Genomic DNA, 25366 nt, shown 5'->3' on the forward strand with positions numbered 1-25366 from the left:
CCGCCACGGGATCCCGCGTCCACCCCATCTGGACGTGAGTCTCACCGCGGACCGGGGCCGCGGCTGCCACGGCCAACTCCCCACCGCACACCGGCCCCAAGAGCACACCGGATACCCGCCAACCCGCACGGACCGCGCCGCCGGCCACCGGGCCGTGCACCGAGGAGAGAAGCCCCCGGAAGAGAGGACCGCGCCCTGACCGTCGACAGCCTCAACCAACTACTGCTCTTCAGCGCCCTCGTCCTGCTCGTCGCCGTCGCGGCCGTCCGCCTCTCCTCCCGCAGCGGGCTGCCCAGCCTGCTCATCTACCTCGGGATAGGCGTGGCCATAGGGCAGGACGGAATCGGATTCGGCTTCTCGGACGCCGAGCTGACCCAGGTCCTCGGATACGCCGCCCTCGTGGTGATCCTCGCCGAGGGCGGACTCAGTACGAAATGGCGCGATATTCGTCCCTCTGTCCCCGCGGCTGCCGTCCTCTCGACGTTCGGCGTCGGCGTGAGCGTCACCGTCACCGCCCTCGCGGCCCACTACCTGGTGGGGCTCCCCTGGCAGGCGGCGCTCCTGATGGGTGCCGTCGTCTCCTCGACCGACGCCGCCGCGGTCTTCTCCGTACTGCGCAAGGTGCCGCTCCCCCGGCGGCTCACCGGCGTGCTGGAGGCCGAGTCCGGCTTCAACGACGCGCCCATCGTGCTCCTGGTCGTCACCTTCTCCTCGCTCGACGCCCTGCACCACCCCTGGTACTTCCTGGCCGGCGAGATCGTCATGGAACTCGTCATCGGCCTCCTGGTGGGCCTGGTGGTGGGCAAGCTGGGCGAACTGGGCATGCGGCATGTGGCGCTGCCCGCCTCCGGCCTCTATCCGATCGCCGTGCTGGCACTGTGCGTTCTCGCGTACGCCGGGGGCGCGCTGGCGCACGGCTCCGGATTCCTCGCCGTCTACGTCGCGGCGCTCATCCTCGGCAACGGAAAACTGCCGCACCGGCCCGCTGTGCGCGGTTTCGCGGACGGCATGGCCTGGATAGCGCAGATCGGGCTGTTCGTCCTGCTGGGCCTGCTCGTCACTCCGCACAACCTGTGGAAGGACTTCTGGCCGGCCATGCTGATCGGGCTGGCACTGACCCTGGTCGCCCGCCCGCTGTCCGTCTTCCTCTGCCTGGACCGCTTCCGGATCTCCTGGCAGGACAAGGTGCTGCTGTCCTGGGCGGGCCTGCGCGGCGCCGTGCCCATCGTGCTGGCGACGATTCCGATGGTCGCGGATGTCTCCGGAAGTGAGCGCATCTTCAACATCGTCTTCGTACTGGCCGTTGTCTTCACCGTCCTCCAGGGCCCCACGCTGCCCTGGCTCGCACAGAAACTGCGGCTCAACGAGGCGGACGAGGCCGCGGACGTCGATATCGAGTCGGCACCCCTGGAGCGGCTGCGGGGGCATCTGCTGTCCGTCGCGATCCCGGAGTCCTCCCGGATGCACGGCGTAGAAGTGACGGAACTTCGCCTTCCCACCGGCTCGGCCGTCACCCTCGTGGTGCGCGGCGGCACGAGTTTCGTCCCCTCGCCCTCGACGGTGCTGCGGCACGGCGACGAACTGCTGGTGGTCGCGACCGACGAGGTCCGGGACGCCGTGGAACGCCGCCTGCTGTCGGTCAGCCGCGGCGGCAAGCTCGCCGGATGGCTGGGCACGGGCGGCAGTACGGCGATGCGCGGGTAGCGGCCTTCCGCCGCTCCCGGGCTGCTGGGAGCGGCGGAGGGCAGGCGCTGGTTCGGGGCTCCTTCCTGTCGGCGGACCGGCTTCGTTTCGGCCGGGCCGGTTCGCTTCGGCCGCGCCGGTTCGCTTCGGCCGCGCCGGTTCGTTTCGGCCGGGCCGGTTCGCTTCGGCCGGGCCGGTTCGCTTCGGCCGGGCCGGTTCGCTTCGGCGGGCCTGATCAGAGGTTTCGGCGGGGCCTGATCAGAGCGGTTATCCTCATAATGGAAAGATTCACCCCAACTCTGCCTGAAGCAGAGCTGGCGCGACCGCTCGGCGGCCACGGCCCGATCGCCCTCCGCGACGGGCCGGGTATCTACCCCGGTCATGCGCGAGAGGACAGCTCTCGGCGCGTCACCGCGACACGCGCCACCAGGCGGCAGAAAGGCCCGGCCGTGGAAGCCCCGGCCACCACGACTGACGACGCCCGGTCCTCCGACCGGCGCTCCCCCGAACGGCCCGGATACGGGCACCTCCTGCGCACACAAGGCGCCTGGTCCTTCCTGGTTCCCGGGTTCCTCGCGCGACAGCCCTTCGCGATGCTCACCATCAGCATCGTCTTGCTGGTGGAACACACCTCGGGCTCGTTCGGGCCGGCCGGTGCCGTATCGGCCACGGCCGGCATCTCCATGGCCCTCATCGCGCCGCAGAGCGGCAAACTCGCAGACCGGTTCGGCCAGGGCGCGGTACTGGTGCCGCAGGTGTTCTTGCACGCACTGGCCGTCGGCGCCCTGATCACCGTGGCGCTCCTGGACGCGCCCCTGTGGGCCCTGTTCGCGGCCACCGTTCCGGCCGGGGCCACCGCGCCGCAGATCAGCCCCATGGTGCGGGCGCGCTGGGCGGCGCGTTTGCAGGGGACGCCGCTGATGAACACGGCCGCGGCCTTCGAGTCGGTGACGGACGAGTTCACCTTCGTGGTCGGGCCGGTACTGGCGACGGCACTGTGCACCGGCGTTCATCCGGCTGCCGGCCTGATCGCGGAGGCGGCCGTCTCGCTCGCGGGCGGGCTGGTCTTCGCCGCGCAGCGCCGTACCCAGCCCGCCCCGGCCCGGGCCAGGACCAGCCTTGCCAAGGGCCGCAAAGGTGCGAGCGGCGGTGCGGCAGGTGGTGCGGAGACCGGTGCGGCGAGTGACAGGGCAGGCGGCACGAAGAGCGGCGCGGGGGCTTCCGTCGCACCGCATGAAGCCGGTCTTCCGGCGTCCGCGCTGGCCGCGCCCGGTGCGCGGGTGCTGATCGCCACCGTCCTCGGCCTCGGCACGGTCTTCGGCGGAATGCAGGTGTCCCTGACCGCGTTCACCGAATCGACCGGGCAGCCGGGCATCAACGGCGTCATGTACGGGGTCTTCGCGGCGGGCAACATGCTGGCGGCGGTCGCCGTGGGCATCGTCCGGTGGAAGCGCGGGCCGCAGACCCGGCTGCTCGTCGCCTACCCCTCGCTCGTGGCGGCGGCGGCGCTGATGGCGGTGGCGGCGAAACTGGGTCCGTGGACGGCGCTGCTGGGCGCGCTGGGCCTGCTCGTCGGCCTGTGTGTGGCCCCGTGCATGATCACTTGCTTCACGCTGGTCGAGACGCTGGTGCCCGCGGGGGCGCGCACCGAGGCGTTCACCTGGCTGACCGGGGCCATCGCGCTGGGCCAGGCCGCCGGTTCGACGGTGGCGGGCCAGCTGGCGGACCGCGCGGGCGCGGTCACCGGATTCCTCGCCCCGGTCGCCGGAACGGGTCTCGCCCTCGTGGTGCTGCTGGCCTTCCAGAAGGCGCTCCGCCCCCGGAACGACGGGTGGGTGGCGGCACGTGGGCTCGGTCACCGAACGGCGGTCCCGGTGGACTGACGCGCGGGAATACTGCAATATGGATCGTCGTTAGCACTCAACGAGTGAGAGTGCCAGGAGGAAGAACGTGCCGACGTACCAGTACCAGTGCACCGAGTGCCGCGAGGGCCTCGAAGTGGTGCAGAAGTTCACGGACGACTCGCTGACCGTGTGCCCCAACTGCGAGGGGCGCCTCAAGAAGGTCTTCTCGGCCGTCGGCATCGTCTTCAAGGGATCCGGCTTCTACCGAAACGACAGCCGTAGCTCCTCGTCGAGCAGCAGCGCGGCCTCGTCCAGCTCTTCCTCGGACTCGTCCGCCAAGAACGGCGATTCCAAGGGCTCGGATTCCTCGTCGTCCTCCTCGGACTCTTCTTCGTCCAACGCTTCCTCCGGCTCCTCCTCTTCGGAGTCGAAGTCCTCGGGGAAGAGCGAGAGCAAGAGCACCCCGAAGGCGAGCACATCGGCCTGATACAGGCCCTGCCGGTCCCGTTCATGGCCCCCTGCCGAGGGTTCACTCACCCCTTTAGGGTGACGGCATGAGCGAACAGGCAGAGATCGGCGTCATCGGCGGATCCGGCTTCTACTCCTTTCTCGACAATGTGACCGAGGTCACCGTGGAGACGCCGTACGGGCCGCCGAGCGACTCGCTCTTTCTGGGCGAGACCGGCGGCCGGCGGGTGGCCTTCCTCCCCCGGCACGGCCGCGGCCACCATCTGCCGCCCCACCGCATCAACTACCGCGCCAACATGTGGGCGCTGCGGTCCGTGGGAGTGCGGCAGGTCATCGCACCCTGCGCGGTCGGCGGCCTCCAACCTCAGTACGGGCCCGGCACGCTCCTGGTCCCCGACCAACTCGTGGACCGTACGAAGTCGCGGGTCCAGACCTACTTCGACGGTGAGCCGCTGCCCGATGGCAGCGTGCCCCACGTCATTCACGTCAGCTTCGCCGACCCGTACTGCGAGACCGGCCGCCAGGCCGCCTTGCGTGCGGCGCGGGGGCAGGGCTGGGAGGCGGTCGACGGGGGCACGATCTGTGTGATCGAGGGCCCTCGCTTCTCCACGCGCGCCGAGTCGCGCTGGCATGCCGCCCAGGGCTGGTCGGTGGTGGGCATGACGGGCCACCCCGAGGCGATCCTGGCCCGGGAGCTGGAGCTGTGCTACTCCTCGCTCGCGCTCGTCACGGACCTGGACGCCGGGGCGGAGAGCAGCGAGGGCGTCTCCCATGAGGAAGTCCTGCGAGTCTTCGGCGAGAACGTGGGCCGCCTGCGGGATGTCCTCTTCGACGCGGTGCGCGAACTGCCCGCCGCCGACGCGCGCGCCTGCGGCTGCGCAACGGCGTTGGGCGGGCAGGACTTGGGCCTCACGCTGCCTTGAGCGGGCGGCTACGGAGTCGGCGCTGCGGGCTGCGGGCTGCGGGCTGCGGGCTGCGGGCTGCGGGCTGCGGGCTGCGGGCTGCGGGAGGGCATCACGGTCGGCAAGCTGCGCGGGGTGGAACGGTCGGCGGCTGCGCGGGGTGGTGGCCCGTGCGGGCGTGGGAGGGGTGGGTGGGGTGGGTGTGGAGGGGCACGTTCGGGTGGCGGAGTTTTCCACAAATGCCGCGCCGTCCACAGAATTCGGGGCCCCTCAGCGGGATTTCACGAGCGGCGGCAATCTAGCCACAGAAGGCCGTGACCAGGCGGTACTTCACCTGTGATGCCTGGTGGTGAGCGCTGTGCCCCGACCCCGAAGCTCTTTTCCCTCCCGGAGTTCCCTCTCCGCGCCTGTTCCGCAGTTCCCTCCCGTGCGGGCCGGGCGGGGCGGTCGCGGGCCGCGCCGCCGCCGCGCTTCGGCCCGGCGGCGGCTGCTGTCGGCCGGGCTGGCGGTCTGTGCCGCGGCCATCGCGGTCGCCGCTCCGGGAAGGGGCACGGCGCGGGAGAGCGAGAGCCGACAGACGCAGGGACAGCGCCCCGGAAGTGAGAGATCCGTCACCCGCCAGTCGTCCGGCACGGACACGGTGTCGGCGCCCGTCCGGATCTCCGACGCCGCCACGGTCCGTCTGCTGAGCCCCGGCGACCGGATCGACGTGCTGGCGAGCGAATCCAGGAGCGATTCGGCGCGGGTCGTGGCCAGAAGTGTCCGGGTGGCCCAGGTGCCGAAGTCCGGCGACACTGTCACGGGCGATGAAGCGGATGGTGCGCTGATCGTGGTTGCCGTGACCCGGCGGGCGGCTACGGCCCTCGCGGGTGCCGCGGCGGACTCCCGGCTGACGGTGTCGCTGTGCTGAGCCGTCGCCGTGCCCGGCCTCCTCGCGGCCCCGCCCCTTGGTGCCGCGTATGCCATCGGCGCCGGTCCCACACGTCCCACGGTGTGCTCTCCACCCGCTTCCCGCCCGTCATCAGCACCGTCACATGGTTGTGGAAGAGGCAGTTCGTTGAGCAACGAGAATCCCCCCGAGCAGAAGGGCATCCTGGCCGGGTTCAGGGAGTTCCTGATGCGCGGCAACGTGGTCGAGTTGGCCGTAGCCGTCGTCGTAGGAACGGCGTTCAGCAAGATCGTGGACGCGATCGTCAAGGGGTTCATCAACCCGCTGGTAGGAGCCGTCGGCACGCAGGACCTGGACAAGTACAACTCCTGCCTCAAGGGCCCGTGTTCGATCAACAGCAGCGGCGAGGCAAAGGGCGTCGTACTGAACTGGGGCCCGGTCCTCAGCGCCGCGCTCACGTTCTTGATCACGGCGGCCGTCGTCTACTTCCTCATGATTCTTCCGATGAACAAGTACAAGGAGCGCCAGGCGGCCAAGGCGGGACCGGTCGAGGTCCCCAAGACCGAGATCGAGCTGCTCACGGAGATCCGCGACGCGCTGGTCGGACAGCGCACCGGGGAGGCTGGTGCCGAGCCCGGCTCCGGGTCGGCCTCGGCGCCGGACTCCGGCCCGGCCGCCGCCGGCGGTCCGGACACTCCGGTGGGACGACAGCGCGGCGGGGGCGTCAGTACGGAGAAGTAGCGCGGGTCCGCCCGGCCCCCTCGGGCGCGCCGGGCGAGGGGCTGCGCGCCTGCGCTGCCTCGCCCTCTCCGCTGAGGACCGTAGGGGGATGGTTCAGGAGGGCGGCGAGGCGGCGGCTTGCCGCGGTGGGAAGGCCCCACGGGGTGGCGGACCCCGGCTGGGTGGCACGCCTGAAGCCAGTGGCACGCCTGAAGCCGGCGGCATCCTGGAAGCGGTGGACACATCCGGGCCAGGCGGTATGCCCGAGTGGCGCGGCTTGCCTGAGCAAGGTGGGGTGCCGCTGTCGGGTGGTGGAGGGCGCGACGAGGTGGCCCTGTGGCCGTAGGGGCTGCCAGGCTTCGCCGTGGCGCCGGGTTCAGATGTGGTGGGGCGGCTTCTCGGCGAGAAAGCGCGCGAGGTCCGACTCCGCGCCCCCGGCGCCCTCTGCCCCCTCGCCCCAGCCCTGGTCGGTGTCGTCGGAGGACGGCCGGCTCAGCGGGTCGTCGAAAATCAGCGAGGCGGCAGCGTCTCGCTGCTGCTGCCCGCCGGGGCACTGTGGATCGACGCTCATGGCTCAAGCGTACGACTACCGGACCGGCCGCCTGGTATCCATGCGCCATGGATACTCACGACGCCCCCGCATCGCGCGCTCCGAGGGATGCCCTGACCGATGTGCCCGGTCTGCGCGTAGGTCACGCGCAGCGCACGGGCGACGGCTGGCTGACGGGCACGACAGTGGTGCTGGCCCCCGAGAACGGCGGCGTCGCGGGGGTGGACGCCCGGGGCGGGGCTCCGGGCACCCGCGAGACGGACGCCCTGGATCCGAGGAACGTAGTGGAGCGGATCCACGCCGTGGTCCTCAGCGGCGGAAGCGCGTTCGGCCTCGACGCGGCCTCGGGAGTGATGGCCTGGCTGGAGGAGCAGGGTCGCGGCGTGCGCGTCGGCCCGGACCCCTCACAGGTGGTGCCGGTGGTGCCGGCGGCGGTCATCTTCGATCTGGGACGCGGGGGCGACTGGGGCGCGAGGCCCGACGCGAACCTGGGCAGGAGGGCCGTGGAGGAGGCCGCGGCCAGCGCACCGGGGGCAGCGGTGGCCGAGGGCTGTGTGGGTGCCGGGACGGGTGCGGTGGTCGGCGGGCTCAAGGGCGGGATCGGAACCGCCAGCGCGATGCTCCCCTCCGGCGCTGTCGTCGGCGCTCTGGTCGTGCTCAACGCCGCCGGTTCGGCGACGGACCCCGCCACGGGCGTCCTCTACGGCGAACTGACAGGCGGCATCCCGCACGTCCCGCCGGAGGACGAGCACGCCGAGGCGGAGATGCTGCTGGCGGAGGCGCAGGAGGAGACCGGCCGGCGAGCGGCCGGCTCGCTGCGGCCACCCCTCAACACCACGCTGGCGGTAGTGGCGACCGACGCGTCCCTCACCCGCCCGCAGGCGCAGCGCCTGGCAGGCAGCGCACACGACGGGCTGGCGCGGGCGGTGCGCCCGATACATCTCATGCACGACGGGGACACCGTCTTCGCGCTCTCGACGGAGGATCGGCGGCTGGCGGAAGGGGAGTTCAACGACGTGCTGGCGGCAGGGGCCGACGTGGTGACCCGAGCGGTGGTCAAGGCAGTCCGCGCGGCGGAGGGCGTGGACGGGCCTGGCGGCGTCTTCCCCTCGTACCGCGACCTCTACGGCGAGGCGCCCTCACCCCCTGCCCCGTACACCGAGGACTCTCCGGAGGACTGCCCCGCCGACTGACCCCGCCCGAAGCGCTGGACCGCCCGGCGCACCGCGGAAGCCGACCGGCGCACCGCGGGGGCCATCCCGTTCGCTACGGGGGCCGTCCGGTTCGCGGACCCGTCTCGCGGGCGGGCGGATACGCGAGCCCGGTGGCGGTCCCCGCCCGGCGGACGGAGCCGCCACCGGGCAGGTCAGGTCCGGCCGAGGGCTCAGGCCGCCGCGGGGACTCGTGTCTCTTCGCTGTTCTCGGAGGTTGCGCCCTGGGGCTTGGGGCTCGCTTTGCGCGCGCCCTTGAGCAGCACGGTCAATCCGGCGGTGACGACGGTTCCAGCGGCGACGGCCACGAGGTAGAGCAGCGGGGAGCCGATCAGCGGCACTACGAAGATGCCTCCGTGCGGCGCCCTGAGCGTGCTTCCGAAGGCCATCGAGAGGGCACCGGTGACCGCGCCGCCCGCCATGGAGGCGGGGATGACGCGCAACGGGTCGGCGGCGGCGAAGGGGATGGCGCCCTCGGTGATGAAGGAGGCCCCCAGCACCCAGGCGGCCTTGCCGTTCTCCTGCTCGGTCTTGGTGAAGAGCCTGCCGCGCACCGTCGTGGCCAGGGCCATGCCCAAGGGCGGCACCATACCGGCGCCCATGGCGGCTGCCATGACCATCAGGCTGCCGTTGCCGGGGTCGGCGCTGGCGATGCCGCCGGTGGCGAAGGCGTAGGCGACCTTGTTGACCGGGCCGCCCAGGTCGAAGCACATCATGAGCCCGATCAGCATGCCCAGCAGCACGGCGTTGGTGCCGGTGAGTCCGCCGAGCCAGTCGGTCATGGCCTTCTGCGCGGTGGCGATGGGCTTGCCGATGACGACGAACATCAGCGCCCCGATGATCGCCGAGGAGATCAGGGGGATGACGACGACCGGCATGATGCCACGCAGCACGGGCGGGATGGTGACCTTCTGGATGGCCATGACCAGTGCGCCGGCGAGCAGCCCGGCCACCAGGCCGCCGAGGAAGCCTGCTTCGATCTGCACGGCGACCGCACCGCCCACGAAGCCGGGCACGAGTCCGGGCCGGTCCGCCATGCCGTAGGCGATGTATCCCGCGAGGACGGGCACCAGGAAGCTGAAGGCGAGACCGCCGACCTGGTTGAGGAGCGCGGCCCAGCTGTGGACCTCGGTCCACACGAAGTGGTCGGCGACGGACTTGGCGTCGGCGATCTCGTAACCGCCGATGGCGAAGGAGAGCGCGATCAGCAGACCACCGGCCGCGACGAACGGCACCATGTAGCTGACGCCGGTCATCAGCCAGGTACGCAGCCGCGTACCGAAACTGTCTCCCGGCGCCCCCGCGCTGTCCATGGGCGCGCCGACCGTGACGGCGGCGGTGACATCGCCCCGCTCGGCCTTGGCACGGGCTTCGGCGATGAGTTCAGCGGGACGGTTGATGGCGGCCTTCACCCCGACATCGACGGTGGGCTTGCCCGCGAAGCGGTCACGTTCCCGTACTTCCACGTCGTGGGCGAAGATCACCGCGTCGGCGGCGGAGATGAGTTCGGGGCCGAGTCGTTCGAAGCCCGCGGAGCCCTGCGTCTCGACGGTGATCTCCACCCCGGTGCCGCTCTCCCCAGCGGCGCGCTCCAGGGATTCGGCGGCCATGTAGGTGTGGGCGATCCCGGTCGGGCAGGAGGTGACGGCGACGATCCGGAAGGGAGCGGCGGCGTTCGCGGGTGCAAGCGGGTCCGGGGTCTCCGGGTCCCCGTCATGCGGTTCCGAAGGTGTCGTCGGCTTGTGACCCGGTGCCGGAGGGCGGGGAGCGGACTCCTCGGTCTGCTGCGGCGCTTCCGCCGCCGCGGTGGATTCGCTGGTCTCGGCCTTGGCGTCGGCCTCTTCGGCCGGTTCCGGTACGGGGGCGGCGGGGGCTTCGCCACGTATGAGCGCGGCGGCGCGGTCCGGGTCGGCGACGGTGCGCAGGGCGGCGGTGAAGTCGGGGTCCGCGAGATGCCGCGCCAGCGAGGACAGGATGCTGAGGTGGTCGCTGTCGGCGCCGTCCGGTGCGGCGATCAGGAAGATGAGGTCGGCCGGACCGTCGGTCGCTCCGAAGTCGATGGGCGCGGGCGCTCGTCCGAAGCCCAGGGTGGGCTCGGTGACATGGGCGCTGCGGCAGTGCGGGATGCCGATGCCCCCTTCGAGTCCGGTCGGCATCTGGGCCTCGCGGGCGGCGACATCGGCGAGGAAACCGTCGAGGTCGGTCACCCTGCCGAGCGCGACCATCCGCTCCGCGAGCGAGCGCGCCGCTTCGTCTTTGGTCGGTGCGGACAGATCGAGATCGACCAGCTCCGCTGTGATCAACTGGCTCATCGAACGGCTCCGTTGACGTTGTGGGACAGGGGGAGGTCCAAGGGGACATGGGCGGCGAGGGTGACCGCTTCCGGGCGGACATCGTCCGGGCTCGGCATCTGGCTGCCGGGAAGCTGCACCGCAGCCGCACCGTGTGCGACGGCGGAGACCAGCGCTTCGGCGCGGGCTCCGCCCGCTGCGAGGAAGCCCGCGAGCGAGGCGTCTCCCGCGCCGACATCGCTGCGGACGGAGGCCACGGGGGCGGTGGCGAAGTAGGCGCCGCCGGCATCGACGAGGAGTTGTCCTGTCGCGCCGAGGCTGGCCAACACCGCCCCCGCGCCGGCCGTCCGTAGGTCCTCGGCTGCCTTGACCGCGTCACCGACGGTGGCGAGAGGGCAGCCGACGGCCTCGGCGAGTTCATCGGCATTGGGCTTGACGACGTCGGGCCGGGCCGCGAGCGCTGCCCGGAGCGGCGGGCCCGAGGTGTCGAGAGCCACGCGCACGCCTGCCGAGCGGGCACGGGCAACGAGGGTCGCGTACCACTGGTCATCGAGGCCGCGGGGGAGGCTGCCGCAGCACACGAGCCAGGAGGCGCGGTGGCGGTGTGCCTCGGCGGCGATGGTGTCCACCAGGACCCGGGACTCGTCGCCGTCGAGGTCGGGCCCAGCCGCGTTGATCTTGGTGAGGGTCCCGTCCGATTCGGCGAGGGAGATGTTCACTCTGGTCGAGCCACGGACAGGAACACCGGTCACCTCGACCCCGAGATCACCGAGGAGCTGGGCCAGAAGGGCCCCTTCGGGTCCGCCGAGCGGGAGCACCGCGACCGTACGGTGCCCGGCTGCGGCCACGGCGCGGGAGACGTTGACCCCCTTGCCGCCGGGATCCACCCGGTCCCCGTCGGCTCGCAGCACACTTCCCCGGCCGAGGACGGGTATCTCGTACGTGCGATCCAGGCTGGGGTTGGGAGTGACGGTGAGAACGGTCATACGGGGGTTCCAGTCGGTCATCTCGGCGGCGAGGCCGGAGGGGCGAGGGGCGAGGGAAAGGCAGGAGGGTTGGGGGTGGTGGGGGTGGGGGGCCGGGGGGAGGGAGCGGGATGGAGTCGAGTGAAGTGCAAGCGGTCACAGTTCAGACGCGTTTGACGCGGGTGCCCTGCGCTTCGATCAAACGCGCCTCGTCACCGCTCAAGCCGGTGTCGGTGATGAGGAGGTCAACATGTGAAAGGTCGCCGAAGCGGGCGAAGTGTTCCCGGTCCGCTTTGGTGGAGTCCGCGAGCAGGACCACGCGCCGCGCCGCGGCCATGATCTTGCGCTTGACCGCGGCCTCGGCGAGGTCGGGGGTGGTGAGTCCGCCAACGAGGGAGAAGCCGTTGGTCGCGAGGAAAAGGACGTCAGCTTTGATCTCGTCGTAGTTCCGCAGGGCCCACGCGTCAACGGCGGCCCGGGTGCGGTGGCGGACCCGTCCGCCGACGAGATGCAGCTCGATCCCTGGATGATCCGCGAGGCGGGCCGCTGTGGGGAGAGCGTGGGTGACGACAGTGAGCGTGGCGTCCAGCGGGATGGCTGTAGCCAGCCGGGAGGTGGTGGTGCCCGCGTCGAGCACCACGCTCCCCTCGGTGGGCAGCTCCTCGACGGCGGCCTGCGCGATGCGTTCCTTCTCGTCAATGGCGGCGGACTCGCGGGCTGCCAGGTCTGGCTCGAAGTCGAGCTGCCCGGCCGGGATGGCGCCCCCGTGTACGCGGCGGACCAGGCCGGCTCGGTCGAGGGCTTTGAGGTCCCGGCGCACTGTCTCGGCGGTGACGTCGAATTCGGCGGCCAGGGATGGCACATCGACCCGGCCGTTCTCCCGCGCGATGCGGAGGATGGCCTGCTGTCGCTCCGGTGCGTACATGTGGGTTCAGGTCCGTTCTGTGCCCGCTCTTGTGACTTATCGGCGAGGTTACGGCGAGTTTCGCGCAAAGTAAACACACTTGGGCATCTACTCGGGCACAGATCAACACCCGAAGGCGGGCCGAGGAGGAGGAAGGGAGAGGGAGGGAGAGGGAGGGGAAAGAGAAAGGGGGCCTGGCGGCGGGGGCCGGAAACGCGCTGAGGTCAGATGCGGCGCCAGCGCAGGTGACAGGGCCGGCCGGGGGGGGTGGCCGGAGCGGTGCCGAGCGCGGAGCGGTGCCGAGCGCGGAGCGGTGCCGAGCGCGGAGCGGTGCCGAGCGCGGAGCGGTGCCGAGCGCCGCAAGCGGGCGCGAAAGAGCCCCGGCGCTCGGGGGAGGGCACCGGGGCTCGTCTGTGGGGACGGGGGCTCTGTGGATTACGCCGCCGCGTCGAAGCCCGTGGCGTGAGCCATCTTCTTCAGCTCCAGCAGGGCGTGCTTCTCGATCTGCCGAATACGCTCACGTGTCAGGCCGTGCTGCTTGCCGACCTCGGTCAGCGTGCGCTCGCGGCCATCGACCATTCCGTAGCGGGCCTTGATGATCGAGGCTGTGCGGTCATCGAGCCTGCCGATGAGGTCGTCCAGCTCTTCCCGGCGCAGCACGGTGAGCACCGACTGCTCGGGCGAGGCGGCGGAGGTGTCCTCCAGCAGGTCACCGAACTGGGTTTCGCCTTCGTCGTCGACCGACATGTTCAAACTGACCGGATCCCGGGCCCAGTCGAGGACGTCGGTAACGCGCTCAGGTGTGGAGTTCAGCTCCTGGGCCACCTCCGCCGGCTCCGGGTCCCGCCCGTGCTCACGGTTGAACTCGCGCTGCACTCGCCGTATCCGGCCCAGCTCCTCCACGAGGTGGACGGGGAGCCGGATGGTGCGGGACTGGTCGGCGATCGAGCGGGTGATGGCCTGGCGGATCCACCACGTCGCGTAGGTGGAGAACTTGAAGCCCTTGGTGTAGTCGAACTTCTCCACAGCGCGGACGAGGCCGGCGTTGCCCTCCTGGATCAGATCCAGCAGGGGCAGGCCGCTGCGTGGGTAGCGACGGGCGACGGCGACGACCAGGCGGAGGTTGGACCGGATGAATACGTCCTTCGCGCGCTCTCCCTCGGCGACGACCCCCTCCAACTCCTCCCGGCTCGCCTTCGCACTGGGCGAGTCACCGGCGAGGGGCTCCTCTAGGCCGTCCAGGATCCTCTGGGCGTAGACGCCCGCCTCTATCGCGAGCGACAGCTCGACTTCCTTGGCGGCGTCCAGCAGCGGCGTCCGGGCGATCTCGTCGAGATACATGCCGACCAGGTCGCGGTCCGCGACTTCGCTGCCGGCGGCGCGAACACTGCCTGCCGTGTCAGAGACACCGGTCGCGCGCTCCTGACGACGGGCGACGGCACGGGTTGCCATGCGTGCTCCCTTGCGAGTGGTCTAAAGCTTGGCCTGGTGGCTTGTTGGACACTCCCCGAGTGCCCGTCCTGCGTAGATGTCAACGGCTGGAATCCGGACTAAATTCCCAACTCGCGCATCATTTTTCGGATCATGCAGTACCCTGTGCGACCACTCATGCGGGCTCGACAGTGACAGAGTGCGCTAATGCGCTGGTCGGAGCGGTATCGAGGCCACTCGCGACCGGGGCCCCAGACCCCCGGAAAGGCGTCGCTTCCGGCCGTCCGTTCACCTGAGTAGACGGCGAAGGACCCCTCTTGGTTGCGTGGCGCCCAGATGATCACCTCACATCGGATCCGCAGAGCACTGGACGGCGGCTCTGGCGGACAGCGCCGGGGCGGCCCCCGTACCACTGGTACGGGGGCCGCCTCAGAGAGTGGCCGAACGGGCCCGCGCCGAGTGGCGCAGGCGCCCGTGGCCGAGGGGCGCAGGTGCGCCCAGCATGGTCAGTGCATCGCCACCAGCACGGGCTCCGGCTCGCCGGTGCCGTCGGCCGTGGCCTCGCCGTCCGACGCCTTTTCGGTGGCGCCGCCCTGGCCCCGTGTGTTCACGAAGACCGCGACGATGGAGGCGGAGACGAGCAGGATGCCGACCGCCCACCAGATCGCCGAGGTGTAGCCGTGCACCATGGCCTCCAGCTTGAGCATCTGCTGGGCGGGCTTGGTGGTGGCCTCGGCGACGTGCGAGGTGACGTACGCGGTGGTGGCACTCGCCGCGATGGTGTTCAGGAGTGCGGTACCGATGGCGCCGCCCACCTGCTGCGAGGTGTTGACCATGGCGGATGCCACACCGGCGTCGCTGGCTCGCACACCGTGCGTGGCCAGTGACATCGCGGGCATGAACGCCGTACCCAGACCCAGGCCGAGCAGGATTTCGGCAGGCAGGATCAGCGCCGGGTAGGAGCTGTCCACCTCCAGCTGGGTGAGCAGCAGCATGCCCAGCGCGGCGACCAGGAAGCCGGGCATCAGCAGCAGGCGCGGCGGGACCCTCGTCATCAGCCGGGCGCCGATCTGTGTGGAGCCAGTGATCATTCCGGCGACCATCGGGAGGAAGGCCACGCCGGTGCGGACCGGGGAGTAACCCTTGACGATCTGGAGGTAGTACGTCAGGAAGAGGAACAGTCCGAACATCGCGATGGTGGCCAGACCCAGCGACAGGAACACGCCGCCACGGTTACGGTCGGTGACCACGCGCAGGGGCAGCAGCGGCGCCCGGACCTTGGACTCGACGAGTGCGAACGCGCTCAGCAGCACGGCGGAGGCCACGAACATGCCGATCGTGCCGCCCTCGCTCCAGCCTTCCGATTCGGCACGGGTGAAGCCGTAGACGAGGGAGACCAAGCCGAGCGTGGAGAGGATGACGCCGGGGATGTCGAGTGCCGAACGGTTGTGCGTGGCCTTGGGCTCGCGGACGACGAGTACGGCGCCGATGGCGGCGATCACGGCGAACGGGATGTTCACGTAGAACGTCCAGCGCCAGTTCATGTACTCGGTGAGAACGCCGCCCAGGATCAGGCCGATGGCACCGCCACCGCCGGCGATGGCGCCGTAGATACCAAATGCCTTGGCCCGCTCCTTGCCGTCGGTGAACATCACCGCGAGCAGGGACAGCGCGGCCGGCGCGAGGAGCGCGCCGAAGGCGCCCTGGAGGGCGCGTGCGCCCAGCAGCATGGCCTCGTTCGTGGCGGCGCCGCCGATCGCCGAGGCTGCGGCGAAGCCGATGAGCCCGGTGACGAAGGACTGCTTGCGGCCCCACATGTCGGCGATCCTGCCGCCGAAGAGCAGCAGGCCACCGAAGGCGAGGGCGTAGGCGGTGATGACCCATTGCCGATTGGCGTCGGATATGCCCAGGTCGGTCTGGGCGGAGGGGAGCGCGATGTTCACGATCGTCGCGTCCAGGACGACCATGAGCTGCGCGATGGCGATGAAGGCGAGGGCCTTCCATCTCCGGGGGTCGAGCCCGGCCTGTGCGGCGGCCGAGGTGGGTGCTTCTGGCATGGGTGTGCCTACCTCACGGTGCGGAATACGAAAAACGGAATGTGTGGGTCTGATTACTGAAATGTGCTGCTGAGCGCCCGCATGAGCCCCCCGTGCTCTTACGGATGCGGTGCTTGCCGGGTGCCGGTACCTGACCGACGCGTACTCGGGTGTACGGAGGTCAAGGGGCGTCGGCGAGGGTGGTCGCGATGGTGACTGCTGCGGTGGCGGGACGATGAGGATGACGGCGGGATCTGCCGGGCTTGCGAGGGGTTGACGACGGTGTCAGAGGTGTCACGGCCGGAGGGCTGTACGGCCGTGAGCCGAACCCCGCCGCTGTCCAGCACTCGGGCCCGGGCCCTGGCACCGAACCTGAGCCGACCCTCCGGCTGGATGCGCCGGAGCACGGCCGCCGGAGTACCGCCACCGGGCCACAAGCCGCAGGCCCGAGCGCCTGAGTTCCTCCGCCCGGCCATCGGCCGCTTCCGGCTTTCTGGTCCTCCAGGTCCCCCGGTCCTCTCCGCCTGGCCGCGCTCCCGGCCGCCCGGCCACGTCCCTCCGTTCGATCACTCGGCTGACGTGCCGCCGCCCTTCTGCGGGGCCGCGGGCACGACGGTCAGTTCTTTGGTCGCAGTTCCTCCAAGGTCGCGGCGTGGCCGGGGAGTTCGGATGGAGCGGGTGCGCGCAGTCCGTCGAGGAAGAGCAGCAGATGGCGCTCGACGAAACGTTCGATCCGCTGGCATCCGACGCCTGGGAGCGGGCGGGTGAGCTGACTCAGGGCGATCATGACGTCGCCGACATCGATGTCGTCGCGCACTTCACCGGCGTGTTGTGCCCGCCGGATGAGCTCCTTGGTCAGCTTCTCGATCCGCGTGCGCGCCTCCAGGCACTCGGGGTCCGAGGGGTCGAACCGGCCGGAGAGCATGGGACAGAGCGCGCCGATGCGCTCTGCCGCGGCCCCGAAGGCATAACTGCGCAGGGCCTCGAAGGGGCCGTCCTCCTGCTCCAGTGCCAGGGCCGCCCGGTTCGCTATGCGCTCGGTGACGAAGTGCATGACCCCGTGGATCAAGGCGTCGCGGTCCGGGAAGTGGCGGTAGAGAGTGGCGTTGCCGACGCCCGCCGAGCGTGCGATGTCATCCAGGGACGCCTCCGCCCCGTGGACGACGAACGCCTCGCGTGCGGCGGTGAGGATGCGCTCGCGGTTGCGGGCGGCGTCGGCGCGCGCCTTGGGCGCGGCACCGGTCGTGGTGCCCCCCTTGGCGGCGATGGTGGCGCTCGCGCTGCTCATGCTGCGCTCCTCGTGGTCGTCGTCCGGTCTACGGCGTATACCGCACACCGGCTGTGGTGCGTGGTGGTCCTGCTATGGGTGATGTGCGTGTTGAGCGTGATGGCTGTGCTGTGCGCGGTGGTGCTGCGCAGGCGCCCCGTGTGCGCGCCTGTCCCCATGCGCCCGTACGCCCGTTTCACGCCGCGTGCGTCGGCCGCATGCGGCGTCCTCGTGACGGGTACGGACCGACGTGATTCGTGCGGCCTGAACGCATCAGAGGGAACGCCTTGGCGCTCTCAGGTCGAACTGTCACTCTGGCCCATCCGGGGACCTGGTCCCCGTTTTCGTGAGGACGCCTATGTAAACGGGGACGCGTTCCCCGGTTATTTCCCTGACTCGCGTGACCCACATCACTCTTTGGGGCCCGACGGGTTTTCGGGATCACAGCGCACCGCCGACGAAAGACCTTCAAGATTCAACTAGGACGCCGATGCCCGATCGGCGCCGCCCAAAGTCACCCGCACACCGAACCCATACCGAACGCCGCGAACGCCACGGACGCCGTGACCGCAGTGAACTTCGCGGGATATCGGAACCATCGAAAACGGAGCCATCATGTCCGCAGCCACGTCCCCCTCCTCCACCCCCGCCGGGCCCGTGAAACTCGCCGTCATCTACTACTCGGCAACCGGCACCGTCGCCACGATCGCCAAGGAGATGGCCGAGACAGCGGAGCGAGTCGGCGCCGACGTCCGGCTGCGCCGGGTGCGGGAGCTGGCACCGCAGGAGGCCGTCGACTCGAACCCGGCCTGGGCCGAGAACGCCCGCGCCACGGCCGACATTCCCGAGGCCACACCGGACGACATCGACTGGGCCGACGCCGTCCTCTTCGGTACCCCGACCCGCTACGGGAACGTCACCTCGCAGCTCAAGCAGTACCTGGACATGCTCGGCCCGCTCTGGCAGGAGGGCAGGCTGGCCGACAAGGTCTACAGCGGCTTCACCTCCTCCGCGACCCTGCACGGCGGGCAGGAGAGCACCCTGCTCGCGCTCTACAACACCGTCCACCACTTCGGCGGCATTCTCGTGGCCCCCGGATACACGGACCCGTCGAAGTTCGTCGACGGCAACCCATACGGCACCTCGCACGTAGACGCGCAGGGCCAGAGCCCGGTCGAGGGGACCACGCTGAAGGCCGCGCGGGTTCAGTGCGAGCGGGTCGTCCGAGTCACCAGGGCGCTGGCCTCCGGATTCGCGGAAAACTGAGCCGGCCGCCTTTTTCCGCACCCTCCGGTGCGCCACTGGACTGGACCCATGAAGTTCCGCGCGCCGTCTGGTATGGCCGGAGTCCACGCTGCGACGATGTGCTGTCGCATCCAGCGGTGTCCCCCACATGCACCCCGTGCAGCAACAGCCCGCACATGTGAGGAGCGTTCCGATGCAGCAGCCCACATCCCGCAGACAGGTGATCGCCGCCGCGGCAGGGACCGCGGCGGCGATCGGCGTCACAGGCCCGAAGGCGACCGCGGCGCCACCCTCCGCCGCCTCGCCCCCCTCGCCTCTTTCCGCCTCGTCTTCGCCCGCCACGACGGCGGCCGTACGCGCCCGCGCCGCCTCGCTTCTGAACCGGCTCAGCCTCGAACAGAAGGTCGGCCAGCTCTTCGTCGTCGAGGTCTACGGGCGGACGGCCGATACGGAGCACGCCAAGAACCGTGATCTGTACGGCGTCTCCACCCCGGCCGAGGTCATCACCAAGTACCGGCCCGGCGGCGTCATCTACTTCGACTCCCGGCGCGGCCCCGACAACGTCCGCGAACCGCGCCAGATCGCCCGCCTCTCCAACGGGCTCCAGCGCGCGGCCCTGCGCGGCGGCGCCCACGTCCCGCTCCTCGTCTCCATCGACCAGGAGGGAGGCAGCGTCGTCTACCGGATGCTGGAGCCGGCCACCCAGCTCCCGGGCAACATGGCGCTGGCCGCCACGCGCTCGGCCCGGGACGTCTACGAGTCGGCCGACATCATCGGCACCGAACTGACCGCCCTCGGCATCAACCAGAACTACGCACCCGTGGCCGACGTCAACATCAATCCGGCCAACCCGATCATCGGCGTTCGCTCGTTCGGGTCGGACTCGCGGCTGTGCGCGGACTTCGTCTCGGCCGCCGTACGCGGCTACCACCACGGCGGAGTCGCCAGCGCGGGCAAACATTTCCCGGGCCACGGCGACACGGACATCGACAGCCACACCGGACTGCCGAAGATCACCCACACGCGCGAGGAACTGGACCGTATCGACCTGCCTCCGTTCCGTGCCGCCATCCGGCGCGGCGTGGACACGATCATGACGGCACACATCGTCGTGCCGTCCCTGGACGCCTCGTTGGTCCCTGCGACGATGTCGCGGCCCATTGTGACCGGGCTGCTGCGAGAGGAACTGGGCTTCGAGGGCGTCATCGCGACGGACGCGCTGGACATGGGCGGAGCCACCGCGGACTTCCCGCCCGACGTGGCGCCCGTACGCGCGTTCCAGGCGGGCTGCGACCAGTTGGTGCTGGCACCGAAGCTGGACACCGCCTTCGCGGCGGTGCTGTCCGCCGTGCGTACGGGAAAGATCTCGAGGGAGCGGCTGGACGCCTCGGTCACCCGTATTCTCGAACACAAGCTGCGCAGACGGCTGTTCCCCTACCCGTATGTGAGCGAGCAGCGGGCCGCGCGCGTGGTCGGCAGCAGGCGGCACCGCTCCCGAGCCCGCGCGATCACCGAGCGGTCGGTGACGCTGATCCGGAACGAGCGCGGCGCTCTGCCGCTGACGGGCGCCCCGCGCGAGATCCTTGTCACCGGCTGGGGCACCGCGCCTCTCGCAGCACTCGCCCGCGCGGTCGGCGAGCGGCGCGGACAGTCGGCGACCATCCTGGAGACCGGCCTCGCCCCCAACGCCGCCAAGATCGCCGAAGCCGTCTCGGCGGCACGCGAACACGAGGTGACCATCGTCCTCGCGAACGCCGCGGCGGCCCCCACCGACAAGGGTGCCGCCCAGGCCGCACTGATCCAGGCGCTGCACGCCACCCATACCCGCCTGGTGGTGGCCGCCGTACGCAACCCCTACGACATCCAGCGCTACCCCGACATCCCCGCCTACCTGGCGACGTACTCCTATGGCGCACCCTCCATGGCATCCCTCGCCGACACCTTGTACGGCGACCTCAACCCAAGCGGACGCCTCCCCGTCGCCATCGCCGCCCTCAACGACCCGAACCGCACCCTCTACCGCTTCGGCCACGGCCTGCGGTACGCGCGGCACTAGCGACACGCACCGGACCGGCCTGACGCCATACCCCGGCCCCGCCCCCTGCGTACCAAGGCGCGCCCCACACCGGGGCGCGCCCGCCCGCGCGCACGACCGGATGCCCGGCCGGACGAACGGGTCCTTGAAGGCTGCCCCGGTGCCCGGCTTCCCGGATGCCCTCCAGGCATCCGGACGCGCCGCGTGACGCCTGGACGCCTGGACGCCTGGACGCCTGGACGACGTTCGACAGCGGCCCGCTCAGCAGCCGTACTCGATCGGCGCCCGACCCCTTGACCGTGGCGCTGAGGCGCTGATGGCGCTGCGCCCCACCCCGGCCCCGCGCCACGCCCCTCGTCTATCCGCTAACCTGTCCTGGGCCGCCCTTCAGGGGCGTCCCAGCGCTTGCGAACGGCGTGGAACCACTCCAACCCGCCAGCAGGCACGCCTCCGTAGCTCAGGGGATAGAGCACCGCTCTCCTAAAGCGGGTGTCGCAGGTTCGAATCCTGCCGGGGGCACAGCAAAGCAGCAGGTCAGAGGCCCTGTCGTCCGTGAGGGCGGCGGGGCCTCCGTCTTGCAGCACACATATGGCACACATGCGCCTGTGCCCCTCCCCGTGGGAGCTGTGCCCGATGCCCAAGAAGGACGAGCTGTCCCAGCGCCGGCACCGGAACCTGGTGGATCACCTTGAGGACCTGATGAGGGCAGCGCTGAAGCCCGAATACGAGGGCTACTACGGGCAGCTGATCCTCGGCAGCGGAGACCTCGCGGAACTGGGCGAGCTGGGCGACGTCCGCCGGGCGGCGCGTGAGGCGGGCCGACGCCTTTACTGGAAGCCCGTCACCAGGCTCGTGGGCGGCCGACTCTTCGTACTCGACACACGCGAGGCTCCGGACAAGATCGCACGGCTCGCCGAAGAACATGCGGCCGAAGCCATGGCCGAAGCCTTCCGCCGGAAGCCCTGAACGCTCCATACCCCGGCCGATCTGCCGCTGGGGCCACGCCTTCCCCCGGAAATGGCGACACGGCCCCAGCGACTGCCCAGCACGGGTAAAGCACACATCACGCTGCGGAGCCCTCCAGTTCAACCACCTCTTCGGCGGCCCTGCGTGCCTTCTTCTCCGCCTTCTTCAGCTTGTCCTTCGCCTTGGCAAGTTGCTTGGCGCGGCGCTTGTGCATCTTCTTCGAGACCTCGTCCAGACGGTCCGGGAAGAGATGGCCGTAGGTGTCCAGCGTCAGGGTCGCGGACTTGTGGCCGAGCATGGACTGGACGACGTTGACGTCCGCGCCGCTGGCGATGGCGAGCGAGGCTGCCGTGTGGCGCAGCTTGTGCGGGGTGAGCTTCAGATGGCCCAGGCCCGCCTTGGCCACGGCGGGCGCGAAGAGCCGCTGACGGAAGTTGCGGGCACGTAGCGGCCCGTCATGCGGGGCGGTGAACATCAGCTCGCTTTCGCCCCGCCCCTCGACGTACGGCTGGAGTTCTTCGACGAGGAAACGCGGGATTGGTACTGACCGGCGCTCATGGTTCTTCGGGCTGTCGAGGTAGAGCTTGCCGTTGTCCTCGACGTACGCCTCGACGACGTGCGCACGGCACGCGTCGAGATCCACCCGCCCCACCTTCAGCGCTGATGCCTCGCCCCAGCGCAGGCCCGTATAGGCGAGCAGCAGGATGAACACCCGGTACGCGCCAGCCGCGTCGGCCAGGGCTTCGACCTGCATGTCATCGAGGTAGACATGATCGGCCGGCACCGCCTTGGGCAGCTCCACGCCGACAGCCGGATTGAACGCCAGACGACGGGACTTGACGGCGAAGCCGAGGACGCGGCTGAGCACGACGTACGCCTTGCGCACCGAGCGTGCGCTGAGCTTCCTGCCGCCCGTGGCCTCACCGGACAGTATCGCCGCGAGCCACTCGGAGACGTCCTCGAAACGGATGCGGTCCAGGCGTGTGTTTCCCCAACGGGGAAACACGTGGACGTCGAGAACTCCTCGGTAGCGAATGCGTGTTGAGCGCTTCAGATGGACCTGTGCCGCCAGCCACGACTCCGCCAGCTCGGCGAACTTGACCCGCGCCGCCGCCGGATCGCGGTACGTGCCGTCGGAGAGGCGGGACTCGACCTTCGTCCGCTCGTTCTCCGCGTCGATCTTGCGGGCCACGGTCTTCATCTTCGGCTTGCCGTCAAGGTCGTACCAGCGCACGCGATAGCGGCCCGGCGGAGTACGGCCCGCCTGCTTGGCCTGCGCCAGGGCGCGCGCGTACGTCGTGTGATCGATACGGTCTTCGATCCAGACGCGCGCCATCAGCTCTCCCTCCGCTGGAGCAGGGCCACCGGCGGGACTTCGAGGGCCCCGGCTATGGCAACGAGATCGTCGACGTCGCAGCGCCGTCGAAGGCATTCGATACGGCTGAGGGCCGTGTGCGCGAGTGGATGACCGAGCCGGTTCAAACGCGCAGCCAGTTCACGCTGGCTGAGGCCACGCTCATTCCGGACATGCTCGATCAGTCGGGCAGTCCGGAATCCGGCAGGCCCGATTGCAAGGGGTCGTTTCGCCATGTCGATGTTGTAGCTCGACATTCGCGTTTTTGGAAACCGTGAATCATGGTGTATACGCCCTCGCGCACAGTTCGGGAGAGGGTAAATGGGCAGTGGAGCTGCGCATTACGGGTCCGGGACGCCTGCGGCGGTCCTGGCGCGTCGCGCCGAAGGTTCCCTGTTCAAGCGTCCGATGTGAGCCACCCCCGTCAGCGCGGGGCGGAACATAGCAGCACATCGCCGGTTACCCAAACCGGCGTTTCTCCATAGGCTTTTTACTGCTTCGTAGAGCTGCCGTTTGGTGCGGCCGTGATTCGTCCGCACAATGACGCTCGCTTTCGCGACGAACGTGTGGCTGTGTTGTCCACACCTCCGTACGGATCAGACCAGAAGGGAAATGCATGCCTTCCACCTCGCCCCGCAATTCCGCCCCCACCAGCCCTCGGGCCCTGGCCAGCCCGAAGGAGGTCGCCGACTACCTCGGCGTGCCGGTTCCGACCCTCTACCAGTGGAAGTACCGGGGCATCGGCCCGCAGGTCCACAAGGTTGGCAAGCACCTGCGCTACCGCTGGGTCGAGGTCGATGCCTGGCTGGACCGCGATATGGACCTGGCTTCCTGAATTGCCCCGGGGGAACAGAAGAGCGGCCTCCAGCGCGCCAACGCCGGAGGCCGCAGGCTCCCCGAGGTGTCACCCATCGCTAAACGTTTGACCTGGTGGGGCCGGCACTTCGCACGTGCCGGCCCCACCGCATGAGGAGCATCTGTATGAACGATCCTATGCCCCCGCGCCGCCCGCAGGTGGAGTGGCCGCCGGTGGCCGTCCCCGGTCAGGGCCTCCGGTCAGTCCCCACGGTCCCGAGCGGGGACGGTGGGACCGCCGAGCCCGGGGCCGGAGACGGTCCCCGCCATGAAGCTGGTCCCCAAGCGTCGGAGGCCGGGGACCGAGCTGCCACCTCCGGGGAAGAAGTGCAGGCCAGTGGCTTGGGGACCGGGGACGAGACCGGGACCGGTCCCCACGTGGCCCGGGGACCGGAAGGGGTGGACGGTCCCGCACGCCCCGGCGGATCAGCGTCCCATGGGGACCAAGCGGTCAGCGAGGGAGCCGAGTTGCTGACCGAGTTGCGAGCTGCGGTCGGTCGGTATGTGGTCCTGCCCAGCCCGGAGGCGCTGACCGCGGTCACCTTGTGGGTGGCGGCCACCCACCTCCAGCCGGTGCTCCAGCACGCGCCACGGCTCGCGGTCGTCGGACCGACAAAGGGATGTGGGAAGTCCCGCCTGCTGGATGTGATCACCGAGACCGTGCACCGACCGATGATCACGGTCAACACCTCCCCGGCGGTGGTCTACCGGGTCATCGGGAAGAACCCGCCCACCCTGCTGGTGGACGAGGCCGACACCATCTTCGGCCCCAAGGCGGGCGACAAGGAGGACCTGCGCGGCCTGCTGAACGCGGGCCACCAGCGCAATCGGCCCGCCTGGCGCATCAGCGGTCCCGAACACAAGCCGACCCAGTTCCCTACCTTCGCCATGGCAGCGCTCGCCGGAATCGGCAACCTGCCGGACACGATCATGGACCGGGCCATCGTCATCCGCATGCAGAAGCGCAAGTCCGGCGAGAAGATCGCGCAGTTCCGCTCCCGTACCAGCGTCCCGGACCTGCACAGTCTGCGTGACCGGCTCGGTGCCTGGCTGACCCCGCTGGCGGAGTCCGCCGCCGACCTCGTACCCGAGATGCCGGTCCAGGACCGGGCCGCGGATACCTGGGAACCCCTCGTCCTCGCCGCCGACCTGGCCGGTGGTGACTGGCCCGGCCTCGCCCGTGCCGCCTGTTCGACCATGACTCGGTACGAAGCCGACCATGACGAGGAGACCGCCCTCAAGACACGGCTCCTGCGCGACATCCGCCACATCTTCGCCAAGAGGGACGACCCGGAGGCCCTGCGCACACACGACCTGATCGAGGCGCTGCGCAGCGACCCCGAAGCCCCCTGGGCGGAACACGGAGCCAACGGCCTGAACGCCTACCACCTGGCCAATCTGCTGCGGGGCTTCGACATCGCGCCCGCCAACGTCCGCTTCGCAGACGGACGCCAGGCCAAGGGCTTCACACGCAACAAGTTCCGCGACGCGTGGGAGCGCTACTGCCCCGAACCCTCGGCAGCGGCAAACGAACCCGGGTCGCCTGGTCAGCGTGGGCCACTCGCGCCCCCGTCCGGGCCGGTCGCCGCCACACCGCCGCCGGGCCTTCCGGCCGGTCCCAAGCACCACCGCTGACCGGCCCGAATCCGTCTCGATCCGTCCCGTCCGTCCCCGTGCAGGTCAGCACGGGGACGGACGTCCTCACCGGGACGGATCTATCCGTACCTGCACCCGCATCCGTACCTGCGCT

Annotated in this window: 22 protein-coding genes and 1 tRNA gene; 13 read left to right on the top strand and 10 right to left on the bottom strand. The window is 70.3% G+C overall.

The window, feature by feature from the left end; translation table 11 throughout:
* Positions 1–195 precede the first annotated feature (195 nt).
* Both ABD339_RS18505 and ABD339_RS18510 read left to right on the top strand, forming a co-directional pair.
* Complete coding sequence (locus ABD339_RS18505) at positions 196–1704, top strand: potassium/proton antiporter (protein WP_344567493.1); 1509 nt, start codon at positions 196–198, stop codon at positions 1702–1704.
* Between the two features lie 428 nt (positions 1705–2132).
* Positions 2133–3566, top strand: a complete 1434-nt coding sequence (locus ABD339_RS18510; protein ID WP_344567403.1) for an MFS transporter — start codon at positions 2133–2135, stop codon at positions 3564–3566.
* A 30-nt stretch (positions 3567–3596) separates the two neighbouring features.
* Here the strand turns inward: ABD339_RS18510 and ABD339_RS18515 are convergent, their stop codons facing one another.
* Entirely contained in the window at positions 3597–3767 is a 171-nt protein-coding gene (locus ABD339_RS18515; protein ID WP_344567498.1) for a hypothetical protein, read from the bottom strand.
* Here ABD339_RS18515 and ABD339_RS18520 point away from each other — a divergent pair.
* The 4 genes from ABD339_RS18520 to mscL all read left to right on the top strand — a co-directional run bounded on the left by ABD339_RS18520 (position 3685) and on the right by mscL (position 6527).
* Positions 3685–4014: an FmdB family zinc ribbon protein gene (locus tag ABD339_RS18520; RefSeq protein ID WP_344567495.1), complete on the top strand. Its 330-nt coding sequence runs from the start codon at positions 3685–3687 to the stop codon at positions 4012–4014. The genes ABD339_RS18515 and ABD339_RS18520 overlap by 83 nt on opposite strands.
* A gap of 67 nt (positions 4015–4081) precedes the next feature.
* Positions 4082–4918, top strand: coding sequence for an S-methyl-5'-thioadenosine phosphorylase (locus ABD339_RS18525; RefSeq protein ID WP_344567405.1), 837 nt, complete (start codon positions 4082–4084; stop codon positions 4916–4918).
* 619 nt (positions 4919–5537) lie between these two features.
* Complete coding sequence (locus ABD339_RS18530; protein ID WP_344567406.1) at positions 5538–5807, top strand: RcpC/CpaB family pilus assembly protein; 270 nt, start codon at positions 5538–5540, stop codon at positions 5805–5807.
* 147 nt (positions 5808–5954) lie between these two features.
* Complete coding sequence (gene mscL / locus ABD339_RS18535) at positions 5955–6527, top strand: large conductance mechanosensitive channel protein MscL (RefSeq protein ID WP_344567408.1); 573 nt, start codon at positions 5955–5957, stop codon at positions 6525–6527.
* Positions 6528–6882: 355 nt separating this feature from the next.
* On the opposite strand, the gene ABD339_RS18540 is transcribed toward mscL, so the two are convergent.
* On the bottom strand, positions 6883–7077 hold the full coding sequence (locus tag ABD339_RS18540; RefSeq protein WP_344567410.1) for a hypothetical protein: 195 nt from the start codon (positions 7075–7077) through the stop codon (positions 6883–6885).
* A gap of 47 nt (positions 7078–7124) precedes the next feature.
* Between ABD339_RS18540 and ABD339_RS18545 the strand changes: the two genes are divergently transcribed.
* On the top strand, positions 7125–8249 hold the full coding sequence (locus tag ABD339_RS18545; protein ID WP_344567411.1) for a P1 family peptidase: 1125 nt from the start codon (positions 7125–7127) through the stop codon (positions 8247–8249).
* 191 nt (positions 8250–8440) lie between these two features.
* Here ABD339_RS18545 and ABD339_RS18550 read toward each other — a convergent pair whose 3' ends face one another.
* The 6 genes from ABD339_RS18550 to ABD339_RS18575 all read right to left on the bottom strand — a co-directional run bounded on the left by ABD339_RS18550 (position 8441) and on the right by ABD339_RS18575 (position 17182).
* Positions 8441–10579, bottom strand: coding sequence for a PTS fructose transporter subunit IIABC (locus ABD339_RS18550; protein WP_344567412.1), 2139 nt, complete (start codon positions 10577–10579; stop codon positions 8441–8443).
* A complete protein-coding gene (pfkB, locus tag ABD339_RS18555; RefSeq protein WP_344567414.1) occupies positions 10576–11544 on the bottom strand; it encodes a 1-phosphofructokinase in 969 nt (322 codons plus the stop codon). The genes ABD339_RS18550 and pfkB overlap by 4 nt, the downstream gene beginning before the upstream one ends.
* 142 nt (positions 11545–11686) lie before the next feature.
* Entirely contained in the window at positions 11687–12448 is a 762-nt protein-coding gene (locus ABD339_RS18560; RefSeq protein WP_344567416.1) for a DeoR/GlpR family DNA-binding transcription regulator, read from the bottom strand.
* 414 nt (positions 12449–12862) lie between these two features.
* The gene (locus ABD339_RS18565) at positions 12863–13879 is read right to left on the bottom strand and encodes a sigma-70 family RNA polymerase sigma factor (protein WP_344567417.1); all 1017 of its coding nucleotides are present in this window, start codon (positions 13877–13879) and stop codon (positions 12863–12865) included.
* 485 nt (positions 13880–14364) lie between these two features.
* On the bottom strand, positions 14365–15915 hold the full coding sequence (locus ABD339_RS18570; RefSeq protein ID WP_344567418.1) for an MFS transporter: 1551 nt from the start codon (positions 15913–15915) through the stop codon (positions 14365–14367).
* A 595-nt stretch (positions 15916–16510) separates the two neighbouring features.
* A complete protein-coding gene (locus tag ABD339_RS18575) occupies positions 16511–17182 on the bottom strand; it encodes a TetR/AcrR family transcriptional regulator (protein ID WP_344567420.1) in 672 nt (223 codons plus the stop codon).
* 594 nt (positions 17183–17776) lie between these two features.
* On the opposite strand from ABD339_RS18575, the gene wrbA reads away from it, so the two are divergent.
* From wrbA to ABD339_RS18595, 4 genes are all read left to right on the top strand, one after another.
* Positions 17777–18427: an NAD(P)H:quinone oxidoreductase gene (gene wrbA / locus ABD339_RS18580; protein ID WP_344567422.1), complete on the top strand. Its 651-nt coding sequence runs from the start codon at positions 17777–17779 to the stop codon at positions 18425–18427.
* 172 nt (positions 18428–18599) lie between these two features.
* Complete coding sequence (locus tag ABD339_RS18585; protein WP_344567423.1) at positions 18600–20462, top strand: glycoside hydrolase family 3 protein; 1863 nt, start codon at positions 18600–18602, stop codon at positions 20460–20462.
* A gap of 425 nt (positions 20463–20887) precedes the next feature.
* Positions 20888–20960 (top strand) — tRNA-Arg (locus tag ABD339_RS18590).
* A 69-nt stretch (positions 20961–21029) separates the two neighbouring features.
* Positions 21030–21407 (top strand): hypothetical protein, encoded by a 378-nt coding sequence (locus ABD339_RS18595; protein ID WP_344567425.1) that lies wholly within the window; start codon positions 21030–21032, stop codon positions 21405–21407.
* Between the two features lie 97 nt (positions 21408–21504).
* Here ABD339_RS18595 and ABD339_RS18600 read toward each other — a convergent pair whose 3' ends face one another.
* A complete protein-coding gene (locus tag ABD339_RS18600; protein WP_344567426.1) occupies positions 21505–22743 on the bottom strand; it encodes a tyrosine-type recombinase/integrase in 1239 nt (412 codons plus the stop codon).
* Entirely contained in the window at positions 22743–23018 is a 276-nt protein-coding gene (locus ABD339_RS18605; protein ID WP_344567427.1) for a helix-turn-helix domain-containing protein, read from the bottom strand. The genes ABD339_RS18600 and ABD339_RS18605 overlap by 1 nt, the downstream gene beginning before the upstream one ends.
* Positions 23019–23377: 359 nt before the next feature.
* Here ABD339_RS18605 and ABD339_RS18610 point away from each other — a divergent pair, with 359 nt between their 5' ends.
* Together ABD339_RS18610 and ABD339_RS18615 are read left to right on the top strand one after the other, a co-directional pair.
* Positions 23378–23596, top strand: a complete 219-nt coding sequence (locus tag ABD339_RS18610; protein ID WP_344567428.1) for a helix-turn-helix transcriptional regulator — start codon at positions 23378–23380, stop codon at positions 23594–23596.
* A 158-nt stretch (positions 23597–23754) separates the two neighbouring features.
* A complete protein-coding gene (locus tag ABD339_RS18615; protein WP_425576025.1) occupies positions 23755–25251 on the top strand; it encodes a DUF3631 domain-containing protein in 1497 nt (498 codons plus the stop codon).
* The last annotated feature ends 115 nt before the right edge of the window (positions 25252–25366 follow it).

The organism is Streptomyces axinellae (genome assembly GCF_039532135.1).
Lineage (GTDB): Bacteria > Actinomycetota > Actinomycetes > Streptomycetales > Streptomycetaceae > Streptomyces > Streptomyces axinellae.

Bases quoted from the DNA above. Each gene is read 5' to 3' on its own strand.
- ABD339_RS18585 (WP_344567423.1), top strand. From the start codon at position 18,600: ATGCAGCAGCCCACATCCCGCAGACAGGTGATCGCCGCCGCGGCAGGG.
- ABD339_RS18605 (WP_344567427.1), bottom strand. From the start codon at position 23,018: ATGTCGAGCTACAACATCGACATGGCGAAACGACCCCTTGCAATCGGG.
- ABD339_RS18610 (WP_344567428.1), top strand. From the start codon at position 23,378: ATGCCTTCCACCTCGCCCCGCAATTCCGCCCCCACCAGCCCTCGGGCC.
- wrbA (WP_344567422.1), top strand. From the start codon at position 17,777: ATGTCCGCAGCCACGTCCCCCTCCTCCACCCCCGCCGGGCCCGTGAAA.
- ABD339_RS18600 (WP_344567426.1), bottom strand. From the start codon at position 22,743: ATGGCGCGCGTCTGGATCGAAGACCGTATCGATCACACGACGTACGCG.
- pfkB (WP_344567414.1), bottom strand. From the start codon at position 11,544: ATGACCGTTCTCACCGTCACTCCCAACCCCAGCCTGGATCGCACGTAC.
- ABD339_RS18560 (WP_344567416.1), bottom strand. From the start codon at position 12,448: ATGTACGCACCGGAGCGACAGCAGGCCATCCTCCGCATCGCGCGGGAG.
- ABD339_RS18595 (WP_344567425.1), top strand. From the start codon at position 21,030: ATGGCACACATGCGCCTGTGCCCCTCCCCGTGGGAGCTGTGCCCGATG.
- ABD339_RS18565 (WP_344567417.1), bottom strand. From the start codon at position 13,879: ATGGCAACCCGTGCCGTCGCCCGTCGTCAGGAGCGCGCGACCGGTGTC.
- ABD339_RS18540 (WP_344567410.1), bottom strand. From the start codon at position 7,077: ATGAGCGTCGATCCACAGTGCCCCGGCGGGCAGCAGCAGCGAGACGCT.
- ABD339_RS18570 (WP_344567418.1), bottom strand. From the start codon at position 15,915: ATGCCAGAAGCACCCACCTCGGCCGCCGCACAGGCCGGGCTCGACCCC.
- ABD339_RS18525 (WP_344567405.1), top strand. From the start codon at position 4,082: ATGAGCGAACAGGCAGAGATCGGCGTCATCGGCGGATCCGGCTTCTAC.
- ABD339_RS18615 (WP_425576025.1), top strand. From the start codon at position 23,755: ATGCCCCCGCGCCGCCCGCAGGTGGAGTGGCCGCCGGTGGCCGTCCCC.
- ABD339_RS18545 (WP_344567411.1), top strand. From the start codon at position 7,125: ATGGATACTCACGACGCCCCCGCATCGCGCGCTCCGAGGGATGCCCTG.
- ABD339_RS18575 (WP_344567420.1), bottom strand. From the start codon at position 17,182: ATGAGCAGCGCGAGCGCCACCATCGCCGCCAAGGGGGGCACCACGACC.
- ABD339_RS18515 (WP_344567498.1), bottom strand. From the start codon at position 3,767: ATGCCGACGGCCGAGAAGACCTTCTTGAGGCGCCCCTCGCAGTTGGGG.
- ABD339_RS18550 (WP_344567412.1), bottom strand. From the start codon at position 10,579: ATGAGCCAGTTGATCACAGCGGAGCTGGTCGATCTCGATCTGTCCGCA.